We start from the raw sequence: 21,209 nt of genomic DNA, 5'->3' as shown, positions 1-21,209 counted from the left end.
AGGTGCAAGAACTGAGCAAAATAACAATATCTTACATCAAATGAACGGAATTTTACACCGATTGCATCGATTGCAAGCTAAATTTGCAGTCGAAACAAAAATCATTTACTGAATCCTAACAACATTTGAATATTATGTCGAAAACCAACAAACTATCCATTATCCCTGTGATGTTCTGCTTCTTTGCAATGGGCTTTGTAGACCTTGTAGGCATTGCATCCAACTTTGTACAGAAGGACCTCGGACTCTCGGATGCCACGGCCAACGTATTTCCATCCTTGGTATTCTTCTGGTTCTTGATTTTCTCCATTCCAACGGGAATGCTGATGAATAAAATCGGACGCAAGAAGACTGTTTTGCTCAGTCTCATCGTTACCGTATTCTCATTATTATCACCTATTTTTGGCAATTCATACGAACTGATGCTCATTTCGTTCTCCCTGCTTGGCATTGGAAACGCTTTGATGCAGACCTCCTTGAATCCACTCGTAATTACCGTATTGAAAGGAGGCAACCTTGCTTCCACTTTCACATTCGGACAGTTCGTAAAGGCTATCGCCTCATTCCTCGCCCCTTATATAGCAATGTGGGGAACAGATATGACCGATTCCTTCTTCGGTCTCGGTTGGCGCATACTGTTCCCTATTTATCTTATCATCGGAATCCTCGCCACCTTGCTTCTCTTCTGCACACCCATTGAAGAAGAACCCATCGAAGGCAAGCCAAGTTCATTCATCGACTGCATCAAACTACTGGGCAAACCCATCGTTCTGCTTAGTTTCATCGGCATTATGTGCCACGTGGGCATTGATGTCGGTACGAACACCACAGCACCCAAGATTCTGATGGAACGCCTCGGAATGGAACTGGACGAAGCTGCCTTTGCAACATCGCTCTACTTCATCTTCCGCACCATCGGCTGCCTGACTGGCTCCTTCTTCCTCCGTACCATCAACAACCGTCTCTTCTTCGCGATCTCTATCACGATGATGGCAATGAGTATGGCAGGACTTTACATCGGAGAAAGCAAGACCATTCTCTACATTGCAATAGCACTCGTAGGTTATGGCAACAGCAACGTCTTCTCAATGGTATTGGCACGTGCCTTGCAAAGCCTGCCCGACAAGCAGAATGAAGTAAGTGGCTTAATGATTATGGGACTCTTCGGAGGAACAATCTTCCCTCTCTTTATGGGATTTGCAAGCGACGCAATAGGCCAGATCGGCGCAGTCATCGTAATGGCAATCGGCGTTGCATACCTGTTTACATACATACCGAAAGTAAAATAACTTAAAAACCGCACCACACGGCACATATCAGTTGCGCTCCTTTTCCGAGCAACTGGACGTGGATATTAACTATACAATGAAACAAGTAATCGTAGGACTCGGCGAGGCACTCTGGGATTGCCTACCCGAAGGAAAGAAAATAGGTGGCGCACCTGCTAACTTTGCATTCCACGCAGGACAGTTCGGCCACGACACAATAGCCATCAGCGCAGTAGGTACTGATGGACTGGGAACAGAAACATTGGCGAAATTCGACTCTATGAACGTTCACTACGTGATGCCGAGAGTGGATTTCCCGACAGGAACCGTAAACGTTACGCTCGATGCCGCCGGTATTCCAACCTATGAAATCAAGGAAGGCGTGGCCTGGGACAATATTCCGTTCACTCCGGAAATAGAAGAGATTGCAAAGACCACACGTGCCGTTTGTTTTGGCTCGCTGGCGCAGCGCAACAAGGTTTCAAGAGAAACCATTCAGAAGTTCCTCGACTCCACCCCAATGGACTGTCTGAAGATTTTCGACATCAATCTTCGTCAGCATTTCTACGGCAAAGAAATTATCACAAATTCTTTGAAGCAATGCAATGTACTGAAAATAAACGACGATGAAATCAAAATCGTAGCCGATATGTTCGGTTGGCAGGGGTTGAGCTTCGAAGATACCTGCTGGCTTCTGCTCGGAAAGTACAACCTTGACATCGTGGTGCTCACTTGTGGTACAAACGGCTCCTATGTCTTTGCACCGAACACCCTCTCGTTTCAGGAAACGCCAAAGGTGGAAGTGGCCGACACAGTAGGTGCAGGCGACTCATTCACGGGTACATTCACGGCTGCCATACTCTCCGGTATGCCTATTACTGAAGCCCACAAGATCGCCGTTGAAGCCAGTGCCTTCGTATGCACAAAGAACGGTGCTATGCCCATTCTGCCACAACACATCCTCGAAAGAGTGAAGTAAAACGACAAGGCAGAGACTAAAAAACTTTTAGCTATGAATTTGGTCTTATCCCAAATTCATAGCTAAAAGTAGAAAAACAGAAAAATTAGCGAGAGATTTATCTCGTATAGCCAAGGATATAACGGAAAAACAAGACTATAAAGTATTGATTAGAATGAATTTGCCTGTAAAGTCCTTTACTTATATTTCCGAAAAACCATTCCAAACTTAGGAAATCGCAATATAATTGTCATAAATAATTACTGAAAAAGCACGTTTATTTTTCTTCCAACCAGAGATTTTTGAAGCATTTCCTGATGCTTGAAAAGCGTTTTCAGGAAGACGGGAAGGCAATAACACGAAGATGGAAAGGCGTTTTTGCGAAGAATGCAGGGCGATTGTCGCAAGAATGGAAACGGAATAGACGAGGATTGGCGCGAGAAAGATTGCAGATAACACGGTTTTGTTAGTCTATTTGCGAAGTTTTTTCAGAGAATATGTTGCACAGAAACTCAACAGAAAGAGGCAGAGTACTGATAGACAGAGGATTGAATCTGCACACTCATTACAAGCGTATTTGAAAAATAAAAATATTTTGCTCAAAATAATGGAATTATGAAGTGCGTTTTGTAAAGAATATTCGCATAGAGAGAGGAGCTTTACAAGAATCTGAGAGGAGACTGGCGGCTCGCTGATTTCGGAATATTTTTAGCATCTTATGCCTATAACGCAAAAAGACCAATGCCCATTGCTGAGTATTGGTCCTTTCCACGTTAATATGGTATAAAAATTTGAGAGAATTGAAACTTCACAGTTTCGTTGTTGTTTTACTAAACTTGATTTATTTTATAGAGAAAGCATTGAAATTGTCTTTTCAGTTTGTCTGCTTCTGCACCTGAATGACTGCTGCCTTGGTGGCAGAATCGGTACGTGCAGAATCGGCTTTTGCCACAGATGGACCTTCGGTAGGCTTGCCCATCTCAGCCATTCCACTGCGATGCACGGTTGTGTCCTGTGTGTCGAGTGCGCTCTGAACGGCATTGCCGAGCGTCAGAACGATTGCCACGACGGCAGCAGCCTTGAAGAAGGGCATAAAACGCTGACGCATTGTGATGGTGCGGGCCTTTACGGGTTCATCCTCGGCAATCATTCCGAGTATTTTCTGGTCAAAGTCATCGCCCAGCACTGCTGTTTCCTTTTCGGTCTGTCCGAAAGTGAACAGGTCCTTGTAAGGCAACAAGCCGGCAGGCACATCCTCCTGAGCGAAGAATGCACGGAGAATCTCTTCTTCCTGAAGAGAAGTCTCGCAACGCCAATAGCGTTCCAGTAGCTGTTCTATGTACTTATAATCCATAATTGTCTATTTTCTGATACCTTTGCTTTACCGTTTGTCGGGCTCTGAAGATGTTTACCTTAACCTGTTCTTCAGTAATTCCGAGTATATCGGCAATTTCCTTGTATTGCTTTCCTTCAAACTCTCGGAGCTGCATACAGCTTCTTTGCTTTTCGGGAAGCGAATCGATGATTTCCCTTACCAGTCTTACGCGGTCTTGCTGAATCATCAATTCCTGAGGATTGGAGGAACCCCGCGGCTCGCTGACGTGTTCGTCTTCGAGAGAACCGTTATTGTTGTCCTTCTTTTTTATCCGGTCGAGCGAGAGGTTGTGGCAGATTCTCAGGCTGAAAGCCTCTATCGAGTCTATCGTATCCCACTCATATCGCTTGTCCCAGACCTTTATCAGCGTATCTTGCACGACGTCCTCGGCTTCTTCTCTATTGAGCGTGATGCGAAGGGCAAGCCTGAAGAGTTCGTTCTTCAAAGGCAGCACATCGTTTCTGAAACTGACTTTTTTCATCCTCTACTGAATAAATGACGATTTTCTATGGGGTAAAGTTACAGGAGAAAGGCTGTTTTCTCTCAAATTTAACATTCATTATCACTATAAAGATTCGTTAGAGGTGAACGGAAAAGAGGCGCAGGCAGTTTGCCGGTTTGCTTTTCGGCTTGTCAATCCGTTCACTTTCTCATTCTTCTATTCCAGATAGGTGTAGCCGTAAAGCCCATTCCGGTAGGTGCTCAGGAACTCCTTGCCTTCCTCGAGCGAGATTTTTCCCTGCTTAACGCTCTTCGTAACCCAGATTTCCAACTGACGGACAAGTTTCTTCGGATTGTACTGCACGTACTCCAATACTTCTTCCACGGTTTCTCCGTCGAATATCTGGTCGATGTGATAGCTGCCGTCTTTCACGGAAAGATGAACGGCATTGGTATCTCCAAAGAGATTGTGCAGGTCGCCGAGGATTTCCTGATAGGCTCCTACGAGGAAAACACCGAGATAATAAGGTTCGTTGCGCTTCAGCGTATGCACCGGAAGTACATGACTGGCACGGCCTCCCGCTACGAAATTGGATATCTTGCCGTCGCTGTCGCAGGTTATGTCCTGCAAGGTGGCCTTGCGCGTAGGACGCTCGTTCAGCCGCTGTATCGGCATCACGGGGAAAAGCTGGTCGATTGCCCAACTGTCGGGAAGCGACTGGAACAGAGAGAAGTTGCAGAAGTATTTATCTGCCAGCAGTTTGTCGAGACTGCGCAGTTCTTCGGGGGCGTGCTTCATATTCTTTGCCAGCGTGTTTATTTCGTTGCAGACGCTCCAGTACATCGCTTCTATCTCTGCACGGGTCTTCAGGTCTACCATTCCGTGAGAGAAAAGTTCGAGACATTCCTCGCGGATCTGCTCGGCATCGTGCCAGTCTTCCAGCATATTGCGCGAGTCGAGATTGTCCCATATCTTGTAAAGTTCGCGCACAAGCTGATGATCGGTCTCCTTTGCCTCGAATTCTTCGGGCATTTCGGGCAGCGATGCCGTTTCCAGCACGTCGATTACGAGGATGGAATGGTGGGCGGCAAGGCTGCGGCCGCTCTCCGTGATTACGTTCGGGTGGGGAATGTCGTTCTTGTTTGCCGCATCAACGAATGTGTAAACACAGTCGTTCACGTATTCCTGAATACTGTAATTCACGGAACTCTCGCTGCTTGAAGAGCGTGTTCCGTCGTAATCTACGCCGAGACCGCCTCCACAATCCACGAAATCTACGTTGTAGCCCATCTTTCTGAGGTTCACATAATACTGTGCAGCCTCGGTAAGTGCCGTCTGAATGCGGCGGATTTTCGTTATCTGCGATCCGATATGGAAGTGAATCAGTCGCACGCTGTCCTTCAGATCCTTGTCTTCGAGGATGGAAAGGGCACGCAAAAGTTCGGCTGACGTAAGACCAAACTTCGACGCATCGCCTCCACTTTCCGACCATTTGCCCGAACCGGTGGATGCCAACTTGATGCGAATACCGAGGTTTGGCTTCACATTGAGCTTCTTTGCAGCCTTGGCGATAATGTCGATTTCGTTCAGTTTCTCCACAACGATGAAGATGCGCTTGCCCATCTTCTGTGCAAGCAACGCCAATTCAATGTAGCTTTGATCCTTATATCCGTTGCAGATAATCAGCGAATCGCTCTGACACTGCACTGCAAGCACTGCGTGCAACTCCGGTTTGGAGCCGGCTTCCAGTCCGAGGTTGAACTTTTTGCCGTGCGAGATAATCTCTTCCACCACCGGCTGCATCTGATTGACCTTGATTGGATAGATAATGAAGTTGTCGCCTTTATAATCGTATTCCTTCTTTGCCTTGTCGAAACAGGAAGAAGTCTTCTCGATACGGTTGTCGAGAATATCGGGGAAGCGAAGGAGCACCGGAGGAGTAACGTCGCGGAGAATCAGTTCGTCCATTACATCGCGCAAATCCACCTGTACGTTATCCTTACAGGGAGTTACGTAGACATCGCCGGTTTCATTGATGCCAAAGTAAGAAGTACCCCAACCGTTGATGTTGTAGAGTTCCTTCGAGTCTTCAATTGTCCATTTTTTCATATTCAAACAGGTCCAATCCTAACGAGAATCCATTCCGCTCACACAGGGAACAAATGCCTCTGAAGTAAAAAAAGTATTGTAATTATATTCTATCTTTTCAAATGTTCAGAAATGATTTTTCGCCATTTCATCGATATTTTTCGCCATTTCATCGGCGTTTTTGCACTGCTGTTCCTACGTTTTCACACTATGCAGCAATGTTTCACGCACTTGGGTCAAAGATTGAGGAGTTTTCTGGCTTCCTCTACTGATATTTTGATTTTCTTGTAATCGTCCATCAGGTTCACGTCCAGCACGTGTTTAGCTTTCATATAGTAGGGTTCGCGGTGTTTCATCTGCTCGGCGATGAAGGTCTTTACTTCTTCCGGTGTCTTGTTCAGCAGAAGAGGGCGCACCGATTTTCCCATTTTCAGATGGCCATAGAGCACTTCCGGCGTTGCCTTCAGATAGAGCGTATCGCCTTTTTCATTCATATAATCCATATTATCGAAGAAACAAGGCGTGCCTCCACCACAGGAAACCACCACATTCTCAAATTCAGCAACCTCGTGCAGCATATTCCTTTCTATCCGGCGGAAGCCTTCTTCGCCCTTTTCATCGAATATCTGCTTTACGGTTTTGCGCATACGGCTCTCTATGTACCAGTCCAAATCATAGAAAGGTATGCCAAGTTCCTTTGCCAAAGCCTTGCCAACGGTGGTCTTACCGGCTCCCATATAGCCGATAATGATGATTCGTCTTGCTGTCCGCTGCTGATACTCTGCCATCTTAAAACATTTCAACCTCCCTCTCAAGCGAGAAGGAGGCGAAATCCATATTTATTTTTTTGCCCTACTGCGTGCCGGTTTCGGCTCGGGGGCGTTCTTTACGATTTCCATACACTCGTCGTAGGTAAGCTCGGCAGCCTTTTCGTGAAGTACCTTTGGCATACGGTAGTTCTTTCCGTCGTATGCAATGTAGGGGCCATATCGACCGTTCATTACCTCCATCTTCGGATCTTCCGCAAAAGTCTTCAGATGACGCTGTGCATCCTGCAAGCGTTTTTCCTGAATCAGATGGATAGCCGTGTCGAGCGTAACAGTCAATGGGTTTTCATCCTTCGGTAAGGAAACGTATTTTTTGTTGTGCATCACGTACGGTCCAAACCTTCCTGCGCCGATAACTACGTCGGAACCTTCGAACTGCCCGACCTTACGGGGGAGTTTGAAAAGTTCCAAAGCATCCTCCAATGTCAGCGTTTCCATACTCTTGTCGGACGGAAGCTGTGCAAAGCGGGGTTTTTCCTCATCGTCTGCTGAACCAATCTGCACGACAGGACCAAAACGGCCAATCTTTACAAACACAGGCTTGTTGCTTGCAGGGTCTGTTCCCAACTCGCGTTCGCCTGCCTTATGCTCCGAACGAGCATTCATCACAGCCTCAACTTCGGGTTCAAAACTCTTGTAGAAGTTCTTCATCTCCTTATTCCAAGCTGCCTTTCCTTCCGAAATCTTGTCAAATTCCTGCTCCACCTTTGCCGTGAAGTTGTAATCCATAATATCAGGGAAGTTGTTCAAGAGGAAATCGTTCACCACGATACCGATATCCGTCGGGATGAGTTTGCCCTTATCGGCGCCCACCATCTCTTTCTTGTTCTTTGAAGAGACTTTCAACCCCTGCAATGTATCGACAACATAATGACGTTCGTCGCCTTTCTTGTCGCCTTTCTGAACATACTCGCGCTGCTGAATGGTGGAAATTGTAGGCGCATAAGTGGAAGGACGGCCGATTCCCAGCTCTTCCAGTTTGTGAACCAAACTTGCTTCGGTGTATCTGCTCGGCCCCATTGAATATCGTTCGGTAGAAACAATGTCGCGGCGTTCCAATTCATCGCCCTCATTTATAACCGGCAATGCGTGTGAAAGCTCTTCAGCATTGTTGTCATCGTCGTCAGTCGATTCACGATATACCTTCAGGAATCCGTCGAACACAATCACTTCGCCCGTCGCAATGAATTGCAGGCTGTCGTCCGACTTACCGTTTCCGTCGATAATTCCGATGTTTACCGTGGTTTTATCGATTCGTGCATCAGCCATCTGCGACGCTACCGTGCGTTTCCATATCAAATCATAGAGACGCTTCTCCTGACTGGTTCCGTCTATGGTTGCATTGTCCATATAAGTGGGGCGAATAGCCTCGTGAGCCTCCTGTGCTCCCTTCGCCTTCGTGTGGTAATTGCGTACCTTGCTGTATTCCTCACCGTAGAGCTTAGCAATTTCGGCCTTCGCCGTATTGATAGCCAGCGACGAAAGATTCACGCTGTCGGTACGCATATACGTGATGCGGCCGGCTTCGTAGAGCCGCTGCGCCACCATCATCGTCTGGCTGACCGTAAATCCGAGCTTGCGCGCAGCTTCCTGCTGCAATGTAGAAGTGGTAAAAGGAGCTGCCGGAGTGCGCTGCAAAGGCTTCTTTGCAACCGATGAAACCGTGAATTTTGCCGTCTTACACAAATCGAGGAATGCCAAAGCCTCTTCGTGCGTCTTGAAACGCTTACTGAGTTCAGCCTTCACTTCGTTCTTTGAGCCATCTTCACTCGTTACTGCAAAAATGGCATTCACACGATAGTAGGGTTCTGACACGAAAGCCTGAATCTCGCGCTCACGTTCCACAATCAACCGTACTGCCACGCTCTGCACACGACCGGCACTCAAGGCGGGTTTTACCTTGCGCCACAACACGGGAGAAAGACGGAAACCCACCAGACGGTCGAGCACTCTGCGCGCCTGCTGTGCATTTACGAGATTCATATCCAGTCGGCGTGGACTTTCTATGGCTGCGAGAATCGCCGGCTTGGTAATTTCGTGGAACACGATACGGCTCGTCTTCGCCTCATCCAAACCGAGAACCTCGCAAAGGTGCCAACTGATGGCCTCCCCCTCACGGTCCTCATCGGATGCCAACCAAACCTTCTTGGCAGCCTTTGCACTCTTCTTGAGTTCGCCTACTATCTTTTTCTTCTCTTCAGGAATTTCATAATCCGGCTCCAAAGTATCCAAGTCGATACTCAGTTCCTTCTTTTTCAGGTCGCGTATATGTCCGTAGGAAGACATAACCTTAAAGTCGTCTCCCAAAAATTTCTCAATTGTCTTAGCCTTTGCCGGGCTCTCTACTATTACCAGATTTTCTTGCATAACGGCATTTGTACATTTTTTCAAGGGCGCAAAAGTAATCAATCTTTTCTCTTACACCTTATATAATGTGCAACTTTTCTGTTTTTTTAAGTTTTAAGGGGCTTTTAATGTCAATTCCTGTCCGAGTTCGGGATAAGCAAACAAGTGTACAAGTGAACTGACTGCCAGTAAATTTGTTTTTTCCCTATCCTTTCAGCTTAATCCCTCACAGAATCCACGCAAACACAGATGTTGTTTTCTCCACAGAGAATGAGAAAATAATCCGTGGGTCAGTAAAATCTGTGAGCGTCTTCTTTAGTATCTTATTCCGAACCGGAGCATTATTTAGATTCTCCCAACTTCATTTTCAGAAAGTCGAACAATGCCCTGCGAATCGAGCGAAGCCCGAACTCTTCCGTATGAATATCTTTCAAGGGAAGCCAAAGAGCCTCAGAAGCGTCGTCGCTTGCTCGCAGTTCCTCCTCATTGGCAACATCGCAGACGAAAAAAGCATCGAGTGTGGGAATATCAAAATCGCTGTAACGATACTTGTTCGGCACCGTTTCAAAATAGGTGGCAGCCACAACGTCAAGGTTCGTTTCCTCCTTTATCTCACGAAGCAGTGCCTCATCAATGGTTTCGCCTATATCAGCAAATCCTCCCGGCAGGTCCAGCGTTCCCTTTCCGGGGTTTATCTTCCTTCTTACCACAAGCAATTCGCCCTTCCCGTTCAGTATGAATGCCGCAACGGAAGCACTGGGATTCAGGAAATACTCAAAGCCACAAGCCTCGCACTTCTTGCTCTTCTCACTCTGTTCTTCAAAATGCTGACTGCCACAGACAGGACAGTAGCCAAACTTATCTAATACGTGCATAACCCTATTTTCCAATGGAACCAAGCAAGGAATTTCTTCCCTGCCCTGTTCGCTCTGTCATTATGAGGTGTTAATGAAACAGTCATAACCCTTAAAATACGTTTAGACACTGTGCGCTTTAAATGTATATGGCTGCAAATATACTAAAAACTCTAAACATCAGCCCTCATTTTTCCTTTTTTTCACTATCTTTGCAAAGCTGCGTTGTGGATTTCGGCTTATCAGCAAGCCAGTTGCACGCTGACATTAAACCCTTTCCGAACAATCAAGCAGCAGTTCCCTAAAGTATCAGACATACGCAAACAAACAATATCAAACAGATAATGAATTTCAGAAAACTTTTTGTAATGGCAGGCTTGGTGGCTTTTGCAGCTACGGCATTCGCACAGAAGACTTTTGATGTGAATCTCTACAACGGCCGTGTGCCTTACAACAATGGCAACAAAAACGACACCGCAAAGGTGCGTGTCTATCTTCCCAACGACCGAGAGGCTACCGGGCGTGCAGTTATCATCTGCCCGGGTGGCGGCTACAACCATCTTGAGATAGAAAACGAAGGCTACGACTGGGGCGAATACTTCCAGAATCAGGGCATTGCAGCCCTCGTGCTGAAATACCGTATGCCGAACGGCAAGCCCGAAGTGCCGGTTGCCGATGCCGAACAGGCGATGAAACTGGCGAGAATGAACGCTGCCGCGTGGAAAATCAGCCGTAACGAGGTGGGCATTATGGGCTTTTCGGCAGGCGGACACCTTGCGGCAACCATCGCAACGCAGAGCAGAGGCGAGGCTAAACCTGACTTCCAGATTCTTTTCTACCCTGTAATCTCTATGATGGAAGGTTTCGGACACGACGAAAGCTACCACAACTTCCTCGGCAAGCGTCCCAGCAAGCACGAACAGAAGAAATACAGTGCCGACCTGAACGTGAGCCGCGTAACGCCACGTGCATTTATTGCGCTGAGCGACGACGACAACGTTGTGCCACCGGCAAACGGCGTAAACTATTATATGGAGCTTTATAAGAACGACGTTCCCGGCTCGCTCCACGTCTATCCCGGCGGTGGACACGGATGGGGAAGCAAGATTGGTTTCCGATACAATCAGGAAATGATGATGGACCTCAAGGCGTGGATGCGCAGCTTCTAACGCTTCCGGAAAACAAGAATAGGATAAGACATTTACAAACGTATAACACTCGCCGTCGGCAATTCTCTGCCGACGGCGTTTTTTATGCCGCATTTGAGACAAAGATACTTTCAGACTTATCTGCCCAAATGCTATTTTATACCGACAAATAAAAATAATCAGCAAGAAAAAACATTATTTCGGAAAAATATATATCTTTGCAACCGATTTATAATATCAGAATAACAAAATATGAAAAGACTTAAAACCACAAGGAAAATTGCAGCAATCGCATTGCTTGCTTTGGGTTCTACCACCGCATTCGGACAAGTAGACTCCAAATTAAACAAAAGTATTTATGGCGAACTCGGCGGTGCTTCCAACGGAATTGGCGTAAACTACGACGCACGCTTCAAGGAAGGATCGCAATGGGGCTACCGTGTTGGTTTCGGCTTTGGCTATTCCAAAACCTCTTTCCTATTCGGAGTGGGGACATCCACACGTGTTTACAGCGTGCCATTGGAAATCAACTATCTCGCAGGTAAAAAGAAAAGCAGGTTTGAAGTGGGCGCAGGTGTCAATGTAGGCTTGTATAACGACCACTTTATAGGATTCGAAATAGTTCCCGACGAAGAGCATCACGGTTATAACGTTAGGCTGACACCTTATATTTCAGAGAATAGCGTTTCGGCAGTCGCCTTTGTAAACATCGGCTATCGCTATACATCTACCCGTGGATTCCAGTTCAGGGTCGGTATAACTCCCTGCTATCAGCTTACCCCTAACAGAGATGTAGTTAATCGCTTCGGACTTGCACCCTACATCAGCTTCGGAAAGGCTTTCTAAAGTGTAATTCAGAGGACGAGTTTACGAGGGGACAAGTTTACAAGGATATTACTTTATCATTCCAATAGAACAACGGAAAGATAAGCTAAATCGTGAAATCATAGCCCTATGCACTTGTAAACTTGTTTCCTCGTCCACTTGTCCACTTGTAAACTCGTCCACTCGCCCCCCCACCAAACACCCTTACAGCAACGCCTGAATCTCAGCTTCAAGATTTTGGAGCTGCGAGGGATTCTTTACCACGTTGTTTTCTCTGTCTATCAGATAGATTACCGGAGAGACAGCAGCCTGACTTAGATAGACGATGCTCGCATCCTTATTGTCGTAAACATTTATCCACGGCAGACTCGCAACGCTTTCCTTCCAGAAATGCTCGTTTCCATCGAGCGAAACCATATAAATTTCAAATCCACGTGCCTGATATTTCGCATAGAGTTCGCGCATCTTCATAATGTACTGCGGCGAACCCTTGGCAGCGAACGTGTGGAAATTGAGCAACACCACCCTGCCTTTCAAGTCCGTAAGATGGCGTTCGTTGCCCTTGTTGTCGCGCAAAGGCAAGTCGATAAGCCCTGCCTCGGTAGCCTCCAACTCTATTTCCTGATTCTTTGCCTCTACAATGCGCTGGTCCTGCATACCCTTGATGGTAATATTGTGGAGATTCTGACCACGTTCGGAGTTCGGATAGAATGTATCCCAGCTTGTGGCAACGGCACCGAACACCTTGTTGTCGGCAGGGTCAAGAGCAGGTGCAAACAGGGGAATCGCCTGTCGGCCCACGATGATGTACTGGAACAGGGCAAAGTAGCTATACGCCTTCATCGGTTCTTTGAAGATGTAATTCGTGGTAACGTCTTTCTTGAAATCGGCAATCATCGCCTTAACCAGTGAATCGGCTGCTGCCGGGCTTTCATTGTAGACAGTCTGACATCTGCTTTGCAGGTCGATCTGCTTCAGGGCAAGCTCCCTTATCTTCTCGTTTTCATAAGAACCCTTCACTTCGTATTTGTATGCCATCTCGGGATAGGCAGCCTTCACGTTCACAGTTTCGGTGGAGTCAATAGCGATATTGATAATCTGTCCCGAGATACGCAGACGATAGAACTCCGGATTGTCTATCTTGTCACCTGCGAAGGCAAACTTGCCCGTTTCATCGAGCTTCACGGAGTCGAGTTTCTGGAATCCGGAGAGCGTATTGTGCTCGAAATACAGCAACGAGTCTTTGGCATTTGCTATCGAACCTTCGACGTGGAACTGTTCGCCCGTGCAACTGGTAAGGAATGACACCGCACACAATAGTAAGGGAAGTGCCGTCTTTCTGATCATATTTTCCATATTTGATAGTTATTATTTTCTTTTGCAAAAATAGATAAAATATCCGAAACTCTGTCCCTTACCGTTGCAAAGTTTCGCTTTTATGTGCTTTTCATTGTGCAAAGGAATGATTGCAATACAAAAAAATGCAGCCGACGAAGCTCTTTCGGTTCGTTTGCTGCATCATTTTTCTCATTTCGGAAAGCGTTTTATTTGTGTTTATTCTAAATCATTATCCACATCAATAAATCTTTTTAGCCTCAGAACGAACGGGCTTCAACGTATGAATCATACTCAATAATCTACCAAACATTTTCCTTTTCGTAAACACTTGATAATCAGCGGGCTAAAAATCGATTTTCAATCTTGCGAAGATTGCACGCCATTCTTCGCAAAAACGCACTGCAATCTTGCGAAGAATGAAACGCATTCTTCGCAAGATTGGAAATCGTTTCTTCGCATACCCGAAATGGATGCTGCGACTGCGGGAAACCGACAAGCGAAAAAGAGAGAAAAACTGCATCCTTTTCATCTTGCACCTGTGCGCACAACCTTTCCCCGAAGCCAAATAAGGAGAAAGCGAAAGGAGACAAAAAAGTGAAAGCACACAGACAAACAAAGCCACTCAATGGGCGAAATATCACATAAAAGTGATTAAAAACCAACCTCAAAGCAAAATAAACACATATTTCTTCGTTAATTAGACAATTAATAATTAAATTTGTGCGATTTTATTTTATGAGGAATCCGTAACGTGGTTCACAAGGTAAAATGCCCTATACTTTTTTACCTTTTACCTTTTTACAATTTCCTAAAAGATGTAGGTCAAAACAATAAGTATTTTTTAAGTTTAGATGAACGTAATTACGAAAACTCTTCAATTGGCAGATGGTAGAACCATCACGATTGAAACTGGAAAGGTTGCAAAGCAGGCTGATGGCGCCGCAGTGCTCCGTATGGGCAATACTGTGCTTCTCGCTACTGTTTGTGCAGCTAAAGAGGCAGTTCCAGGAACAGACTTTATGCCTTTGCAAGTAGATTATCGCGAGCAGTACGCTGCCGCAGGCCGTTTCCCGGGTGGATTCACAAAGCGCGAAGGCAAAGCCAACGACGACGAAATCCTGACATCGCGTCTTGTAGACCGTGTGCTTCGTCCACTTTTCCCCTCAGACTATCACACAGAAGTATTCGTTACCGTAATGCTTCTTTCCGCTGACGGCGTTGATATGCCCGATGCACTCGCAGGTTTTGCGGCATCGGCAGCAATGCAGTGTTCAGATATTCCAATCGAACATCCTATTTCAGAGGTTCGCGTTGCCCGTGTAAACGGCGAATACGTTATCAATCCTACCTTCGAACAAATGAAGTCTGCCGATATGGACATTATGGTCGGCGCAACAAAGGACAACATTATGATGGTGGAAGGCGAGATGGACGAGGTAACGGAACAGGATCTCATCGACGCACTGAAGGTTGCACACGAGGCTATCAAGCCGATGTGCGAAATTCAGGAAGAACTCGCCAAGGAACTCGGCACAGACGTTAAGCGCGAGTACAACGACGAGACCAACGACGAGGAGCTCCGCGAGCAAGTGAAGAAGGAAACCTACGACGCCTGCTACGCACAGGCACAGAGCGGCGACGCGGACAAGAAGCACCGCGGTGAGGTTTATGCTAAGATTCTGGCAGATTTCATCGAGTCTTACGATGCAGCGCACGCAGACCTTTCAGCTGACGACCTCGACGAGAAACACGCAATGATCGAACGTTACTTTGCAGACGTTGAGCGCGATTCTATGCGCCGCAGCGTTCTCGACACAGGAAAGCGTATGGACGGCCGTGCAACAGATGAGATTCGTCCTATCTGGTGCGAGGTAAGTCCGTTGCCAATGCCTCACGGAAGCGCATACTTCCAGCGTGGCGAAACATTGGCTCTGGCTACTTGTACGCTCGGTACAAAGCTCGATGAGAAGATGGTGGACAACGTACTCGACAAGAGCTATCAGCGTTTCCTCCTCCACTATAACTTCCCTCCATTCTGTACAGGCGAAGCTAAGGCACAGCGTGGCGTAGGCCGTCGCGAAATCGGGCACGGTCATTTGGCTTGGCGTGGTTTGAAGGGTATGATTCCTGAAGATTTCCCTTACACGATTCGCTTGGTAAGTCAGGTTCTCGAGTCAAACGGTTCGTCATCTATGGCAACGGTTTGCTCCGGTACACTTGCATTGATGGATGCCGGCGTTCCAATCAAGAAGCCAGTATCAGGTATTGCAATGGGACTGATCAAGAATCCGGGCGAAGAGAAGTATGCTATCCTCAGCGATATTCTCGGCGACGAGGACCACTTGGGCGATATGGACTTCAAGACAACGGGTACAAAGGACGGTATCACAGCCACACAGATGGACATCAAGTGCGACGGTCTTTCCTTTGAAATCCTTGAAAAGGCTTTGATGCAGGCTAAGGCTGCACGCGAACATATCCTCGGAAAGATTACCGAAACCATCGCAGAGCCGCGCGAAGAAATGAAACCACAGGTTCCACGCATTGTTGCAATGGAGATTCCAAAGGAATTTATCGGTGCTATCATCGGTCCCGGCGGCAAGATTATCCAGCAGATGCAGGAAGATACCGGTGCCACCATCACGATAGACGAGGTTGATGGCGTAGGCAAGATTCAGGTTTCTGCTCCTAACAAGACCTCCATTGACGCGGCTTTGGGCAAGATCAAGGCTATCGTTGCAGTACCGGAAATCGGCGAAACCTACGAGGGAACGGTGCGTTCGGTTATGCCTTACGGCTGCTTCGTAGAGATTCTGCCCGGCAAGGACGGTCTTCTCCACATCTCGGAAATCGACTGGAAGCGTCTTGAGACAGTTGAAGAATCAGGCATTAAGGAAGGCGACAAGGTGCAGGTTAAGCTCCTTGACATCGATCCTAAGACCGGAAAGTACAAGCTTTCACGCCGTTGTCTGCTCGACAAGCCCGAAGGCTATGTAGAGCCGCAGCGTCGTCCGCGTGGCGAACGCAGCGACCGTGGCGAGCGTCGTCCACGCCGTGAGGACCGTCGCCACAACAACGAAGAGAACAACGATTAATCACAATCTCTGAATAAATTGAAAAACTTCTGCAACCAAGGGTGGTTTGCAGGAGTTTTTTTGTTTTCTGCATTTCAGTTGAAACACAAATACAATGCAAATCAAAGATGGTCTTGTATCGCCTTAGCATATATAATAATGTGATATAGAACAAATTAGGTAAAATATTTGTTAAATTAACAAGTTTATCATTTAATATTTTGGTCAATTCCACAAACTTCTTACCTTTGCATATTGAGATATTGAACTCCAACAGATGAATATTTACAAACACAGCACGAAGAAAGCCATTATGGCTTGGCTGCTATTGGTGGTTTTCACACTGCCGATGGTAGTTAAAACGCTGCACGTTTGTCATCTCGAAGAGTATGCAGAAAGTTCTCAACAGACGAGCGTTTCGGCACAGCACGCCGTCGGACACAACGCTGATGACTGCCAAATCTGTCATTTTGCATTCTTCAGTTTCCTCAAAGCCGACACTATCCACATTGGAACCATCGTTCCCATACTTATAAGTATCGCTCTCACGTTCTACGCCGTAGGCTATTACCGCACCGGGAAAGATACGCTGCCCCTCAGAGGACCACCAGTTTACGATTTGGCATAAGTCCGACGTTTTACGGATTTAGCCAAAACACGCTTTCGCTGACCAAGGATTATCGTAGCGCATTGGCTGAAAGGAGTATTCCTTTCGGACTGTTGTGGGCTATAACGGTATGAAACAACCAGCAGGGAAGGCACAGCCATTCGTTTACCGTGCTATGACGCAAATGCCTGTAAGCGAACAAGATTAAAGACTCACATATTTAAATCATTGAAATGAATAAAGCTATCTCGGCAATTATTCTATCTATGACTGCATTGTGTGCATTTATCGGTCTGCCGATAAATGCTGCAAACTCCTATAAAACGGGAAACGACCTCGACACCACCGTGGTAATGAAGAACGTTACCGTTACCGGAAGCCAGAAAAAAGCTACCAAAATGCGGTCGTCGGTCAATACAATCAATATTGACCGCAGCTATCTGCAGACCAATTTCTCGGGCAGTCTGATGCAGACACTCCGTGGAATCCCCGGCGTAAAGGCAATGAGCATCGGCTCCGGACAGTCGAAACCTGCCATCCGCGGGCTTGGATTCAACCGAATGGCTGTGGCACAGGACGGCATCAAGCACGAGGGGCAGCAATGGGGCGACGACCACGGCTTGGAAATAGACCAGTTTGCAGTAGACAGAATAGAAATACTCAAAGGTCCTTCAGCCCTTCTCTACGGTTCGGATGCCATTGCCGGAGTCATCAATCTGCACAGCTATTTCAACCCTGAAAAGCCATTTCAGGGCTATGTTTCGCTATTCTCCCGTACCAACAACGAGGCGTTAGGCGCATCGGCAAGGCTGGAAGGCAAGACCGGAAACTTCTTCTGGGGAACCAACCTCACGCTGATAGACTACGCCGACTACAAGGTTCCAACTGATTCCATTCAGTATTATTCCTACTATATCCACTTAAAAGACAAATGCCTCCGCAATACGGCAGGCAAGGAACGGGACGGAAGCATTGCGCTGGGCTACAGAAATGACAGATTCACGAATATTCTGAAGCTCTCAGACTCCTATTCCAAGAGTGGATTCTTCGCCAATGCACACGGCATAGAAGTGAGACTTTCGGATATAGACTACGACAGCCGACGACGGGACATCGACCTTCCCTACCAGAGCGTAAACCATTTCAAGGTGCAGAACATCACGAACTTCGCATTAGGAAAGCTCGACTTTACCGTAAACCTCGCCTTTCAGAACAATCTCCGCAAGGAACTTTCAGAGCCTGTCTCGCACGGCTATATGCCAAAACCCTCGGATTCACTGGAACGCAAGTTCAACAAGAGCACCTATTCGGCAAACATCGACACGAAATGGAACTTCGGCGTGGCGCAGTTCTTCAACTTCGGGGCAAACATTGAATATCAGCACAACCGCCGTTCGGGGTGGGGATTCATCGTTCCCGACTTTGAAATGTTCTCATCCGGTGCGTATGCTATGTACCGATACATCATATCCAACAACCTCCGAGTGAATGCCGGAGTGAGATACGACCACATCCGTTCCAGAATCCACAGCTACAACGACTGGTACAAGACCCCATACAACGGCACGGACTCGCTCTACAAGCAACGTTCGAGCGACATCAACCGGTCGTTCAACAGTCTTACCTGGTCGGCAGGCTTGAGTTATTCCACCGGCAACTGGATATTCAAGAGCAACATCGGCAAGAGTTTCCGAGTGCCTGTGGCAAAAGAGTTGGGCGCTGACGGCGTGAACTACAACATCTTCCGCTACGAAAAGGGCAATGCCAACCTGAAACCGGAGGAATCCTATCAGCTTGACGCAGGCATCACGTGGCAGAACAGCGTGCTCTCGTTCGAATTTGAGCCTTACTTCAACTATTTCCCGAACTACATCTATATGAACCCGACGCCCGAATACTACGAGGGCTTGCAACTGTATCACTACACACAGGCGCGCGTGTTCAGATGGGGATTCGAGGCAATCGCAACGTGGAAGATCCGTACCGACCTCGAGGCAGAGCTGAAGGGCGAATATCTCTATGCCGAACAGCTCTCAGGACAGAAGAAGGGCTACTCTCTTCCGTTCTCAACGCCGTGGTCCGTGGATGCAAGCGTCAAGTATATCATCGCACAGAACAAGCCGGGCAACGAGGGATATGTGTCGCTCAACGCCCATTTCGTGGGTGCGCAGAAAGACATTGTTCCTCCCGAAGAACCCACTCCGGGCTACTACACTCTGAATATGACGGCGGGAAAACAGTTCACGCTCCGAGAAAAGGTGCTCAAGATAAGCCTCAACGCAGAGAATCTGCTCAACAGAAAGTATTACGACCACACCAGCTACTATCGCCTCATTGATGTTCCGGAACCCGGAAGAAACATTGCGCTAATGATAGGACTGGACTTCTGAGAAGCAGACTTCGCAGCCCCGATTCGGAAGAAAAACGATCTTTTAAAACAGATAAAAACAAGATGATTTGCAAATGTCCGATAAATGCAAAACAATCTTCGCAAAAATGCAGCGCAAACGTGCGAAGATTGCCGTGCATTCTTCGCAAGAATGAAAACCAAGAAAATATATACTGATTTTCAAACACTTACAAATCTAAAAACAACGAGAGTATTACAGATCTTAAATTTATAAACTTGAGACTTCGGTCTCGCAAAAAATTATCACAATGAAAAATAAATTTTTATTAGGTGCTTTTGCACTTCTGAGTGTTTTCACTATGTCTATGACCTCTTGCAGCGATGATGACAAGCCAGTAGAATCAAGCATAGAAATCAACAATGCCAAGTTCGGCCACGACGGCGAAGCTACCATCGGCAGCGATATGCATTTGGAGGCGAACATCATTACAAATGCCAAGATTAAACTCATCGAAGTGGAGATGACCAAGGCTGACGGCACGCAGGTTCTGACAAAGAAATACGACACGGGCAAGTATGTCGGCGTTCTCGCAGCAACATTCCACGAGCACATCGATATTCCTTCTACATTCGCTGAAGGCAACTACAAGGTGTTCCTCAAGGTTACCGATATGGAGAATAAGCAGAAAGTGGTTTCAGGCGATGTAAAATTGATTATCAAGACTGCGAAGGTTTCTGTCGATATTCTCGACAAGGCTACACACAAGCCCATTACATCGGCAAAGGCAGGCGACAAAGTCATCGTAAAAGCTACCGTAGCAAGTCTCGATGCCGCAAAGCCTGTAACGGAAATGGAACTCGAATTCCACGGTTCCGGCGAATGGGAGGTTGAGCTTGAAGAGGCGGTATTGGCAAAGTATATCGGTAAATCAAACTTCACATTCGAGGAAGAGATTACCGTTCCCGCAAAGGCAGCCAAGGGCAAGTGCCACTTCCACTACACAGTAGAGGTTGAAGGCCACAAAAACACAGCAGAAATAGAGGATTTTGAAATCAAATAAACGTTTTCTGCCCGAAAACGGAGGAACGGACTGGGGGATTTCGCCGATGAAGCTGTGCTGATTAACGAGATTGATCGGAAACAACAAGCAGCGATTGAAGACGGATTCCCCTGTCCCGAATCCATAACAAGAATGAAAATGAAGAAAACAGGCACATTATTTTTATCAGCAATGCTCGCACTCGGTCTCTTCTCGTGCTCAAGCAACGACGAGGAAATCGACTCACAGAAGCCAACCATCACCGGCGAAGGTATCGTGGCAATGCCCGAAAACTGTCAGGTATATCATCTCGGCGACATCATTCCGGTGCGCTATGTACTGAAGGACAACGTTGGTTTAGGGAGCTACAACATCGAAATCCACAATAATTTCGACCACCACAGCCACAGCACGGAAGCCGGAGAATGTCCGTTGGACGAAAAGAAGGAGGCTGCGGCAAACGTATGGATTTACAATAAGGACTTCAAAATCCCTGTGGGAACGCTGACCTACATTATCGGACAAGACATTCAGATACCTGCCAACGTGCAGCCGGGCGATTATCATTTTATGATTCGCACCACCGACATCACGGGATATCAGGAATTAAAATCAATTAGTATCAAGCTGATACAATAAAATTGAAATTTCAGAGTTATAAACAACGAA

Annotated in this window: 17 protein-coding genes; 10 read left to right on the top strand and 7 right to left on the bottom strand. The window is 46.9% G+C overall.

The window, feature by feature from the left end; genetic code table 11:
• Window positions 1-134: 134 nt before the first annotated feature.
• Window positions 135-1,289 (top strand): MFS transporter, encoded by a 1,155-nt coding sequence (locus tag P150_RS0108160; RefSeq protein WP_028897261.1) that lies wholly within the window; start codon window positions 135-137, stop codon window positions 1,287-1,289.
• Between the two features lie 76 nt (window positions 1,290-1,365).
• The gene (locus tag P150_RS0108155; protein ID WP_028897260.1) at window positions 1,366-2,247 is read left to right on the top strand and encodes a carbohydrate kinase; all 882 of its coding nucleotides are present in this window, start codon (window positions 1,366-1,368) and stop codon (window positions 2,245-2,247) included.
• A gap of 853 nt (window positions 2,248-3,100) precedes the next feature.
• Here the strand turns inward: P150_RS0108155 and P150_RS0108150 are convergent.
• The 6 genes from P150_RS0108150 to P150_RS0108125 all read right to left on the bottom strand — a co-directional run bounded on the left by P150_RS0108150 (window position 3,101) and on the right by P150_RS0108125 (window position 10,179).
• A complete protein-coding gene (locus tag P150_RS0108150; RefSeq protein WP_028897259.1) occupies window positions 3,101-3,580 on the bottom strand; it encodes a hypothetical protein in 480 nt (159 codons plus the stop codon).
• Window positions 3,570-4,082, bottom strand: a complete 513-nt coding sequence (locus tag P150_RS0108145) for an RNA polymerase sigma factor (protein ID WP_028897258.1) — start codon at window positions 4,080-4,082, stop codon at window positions 3,570-3,572. The genes P150_RS0108150 and P150_RS0108145 overlap by 11 nt, the downstream gene beginning before the upstream one ends.
• 177 nt (window positions 4,083-4,259) lie before the next feature.
• Window positions 4,260-6,152, bottom strand: coding sequence for a biosynthetic arginine decarboxylase (gene speA, locus P150_RS0108140; RefSeq protein WP_028897257.1), 1,893 nt, complete (start codon window positions 6,150-6,152; stop codon window positions 4,260-4,262).
• A 215-nt stretch (window positions 6,153-6,367) separates the two neighbouring features.
• Entirely contained in the window at window positions 6,368-6,919 is a 552-nt protein-coding gene (locus P150_RS0108135; RefSeq protein ID WP_028897256.1) for a shikimate kinase, read from the bottom strand.
• Between the two features lie 51 nt (window positions 6,920-6,970).
• On the bottom strand, window positions 6,971-9,325 hold the full coding sequence (topA, locus tag P150_RS0108130; protein WP_028897255.1) for a type I DNA topoisomerase: 2,355 nt from the start codon (window positions 9,323-9,325) through the stop codon (window positions 6,971-6,973).
• 320 nt (window positions 9,326-9,645) lie between these two features.
• Window positions 9,646-10,179, bottom strand: a complete 534-nt coding sequence (locus P150_RS0108125; RefSeq protein WP_028897254.1) for an NUDIX domain-containing protein — start codon at window positions 10,177-10,179, stop codon at window positions 9,646-9,648.
• 323 nt (window positions 10,180-10,502) lie between these two features.
• On the opposite strand from P150_RS0108125, the gene P150_RS0108120 reads away from it, so the two are divergent.
• Both P150_RS0108120 and P150_RS0108115 read left to right on the top strand, forming a co-directional pair.
• A complete protein-coding gene (locus tag P150_RS0108120; protein ID WP_028897253.1) occupies window positions 10,503-11,327 on the top strand; it encodes an alpha/beta hydrolase in 825 nt (274 codons plus the stop codon).
• A gap of 231 nt (window positions 11,328-11,558) precedes the next feature.
• Window positions 11,559-12,152 carry a hypothetical protein gene (locus P150_RS0108115; RefSeq protein ID WP_051617596.1) on the top strand — a complete coding sequence of 198 codons (594 nt, stop codon included), beginning with the start codon at window positions 11,559-11,561 and terminating at the stop codon, window positions 12,150-12,152.
• A gap of 183 nt (window positions 12,153-12,335) precedes the next feature.
• On the opposite strand, the gene P150_RS0108110 is transcribed toward P150_RS0108115, so the two are convergent.
• Entirely contained in the window at window positions 12,336-13,487 is a 1,152-nt protein-coding gene (locus P150_RS0108110; RefSeq protein ID WP_028897251.1) for a DUF4369 domain-containing protein, read from the bottom strand.
• Window positions 13,488-13,885: 398 nt separating this feature from the next.
• Here P150_RS0108110 and P150_RS17585 point away from each other — a divergent pair, with 398 nt between their 5' ends.
• The 6 genes from P150_RS17585 (at window position 13,886) to P150_RS0108075 (ending at window position 21,179) form a co-directional block, all read left to right on the top strand.
• Complete coding sequence (locus P150_RS17585; protein ID WP_155952974.1) at window positions 13,886-14,038, top strand: hypothetical protein; 153 nt, start codon at window positions 13,886-13,888, stop codon at window positions 14,036-14,038.
• Between the two features lie 282 nt (window positions 14,039-14,320).
• Window positions 14,321-16,564 (top strand): polyribonucleotide nucleotidyltransferase, encoded by a 2,244-nt coding sequence (locus tag P150_RS0108100; protein WP_028897250.1) that lies wholly within the window; start codon window positions 14,321-14,323, stop codon window positions 16,562-16,564.
• Between the two features lie 256 nt (window positions 16,565-16,820).
• A complete protein-coding gene (locus P150_RS16215; RefSeq protein ID WP_051617595.1) occupies window positions 16,821-17,171 on the top strand; it encodes a hypothetical protein in 351 nt (116 codons plus the stop codon).
• A gap of 212 nt (window positions 17,172-17,383) precedes the next feature.
• Window positions 17,384-19,540, top strand: coding sequence for a TonB-dependent receptor (locus P150_RS0108090; protein WP_028897249.1), 2,157 nt, complete (start codon window positions 17,384-17,386; stop codon window positions 19,538-19,540).
• 268 nt (window positions 19,541-19,808) lie between these two features.
• Entirely contained in the window at window positions 19,809-20,561 is a 753-nt protein-coding gene (locus P150_RS0108080) for a DUF4625 domain-containing protein (RefSeq protein ID WP_028897248.1), read from the top strand.
• 138 nt (window positions 20,562-20,699) lie between these two features.
• Window positions 20,700-21,179, top strand: coding sequence for a DUF4625 domain-containing protein (locus P150_RS0108075; RefSeq protein ID WP_028897247.1), 480 nt, complete (start codon window positions 20,700-20,702; stop codon window positions 21,177-21,179).
• The last annotated feature ends 30 nt before the right edge of the window (window positions 21,180-21,209 follow it).

The organism is Prevotella sp. HUN102, assembly GCF_000688375.1.
In the GTDB taxonomy this organism is placed as follows: domain Bacteria; phylum Bacteroidota; class Bacteroidia; order Bacteroidales; family Bacteroidaceae; genus Prevotella.
This window is presented reverse-complemented; position numbering and strand designations above follow the sequence as displayed.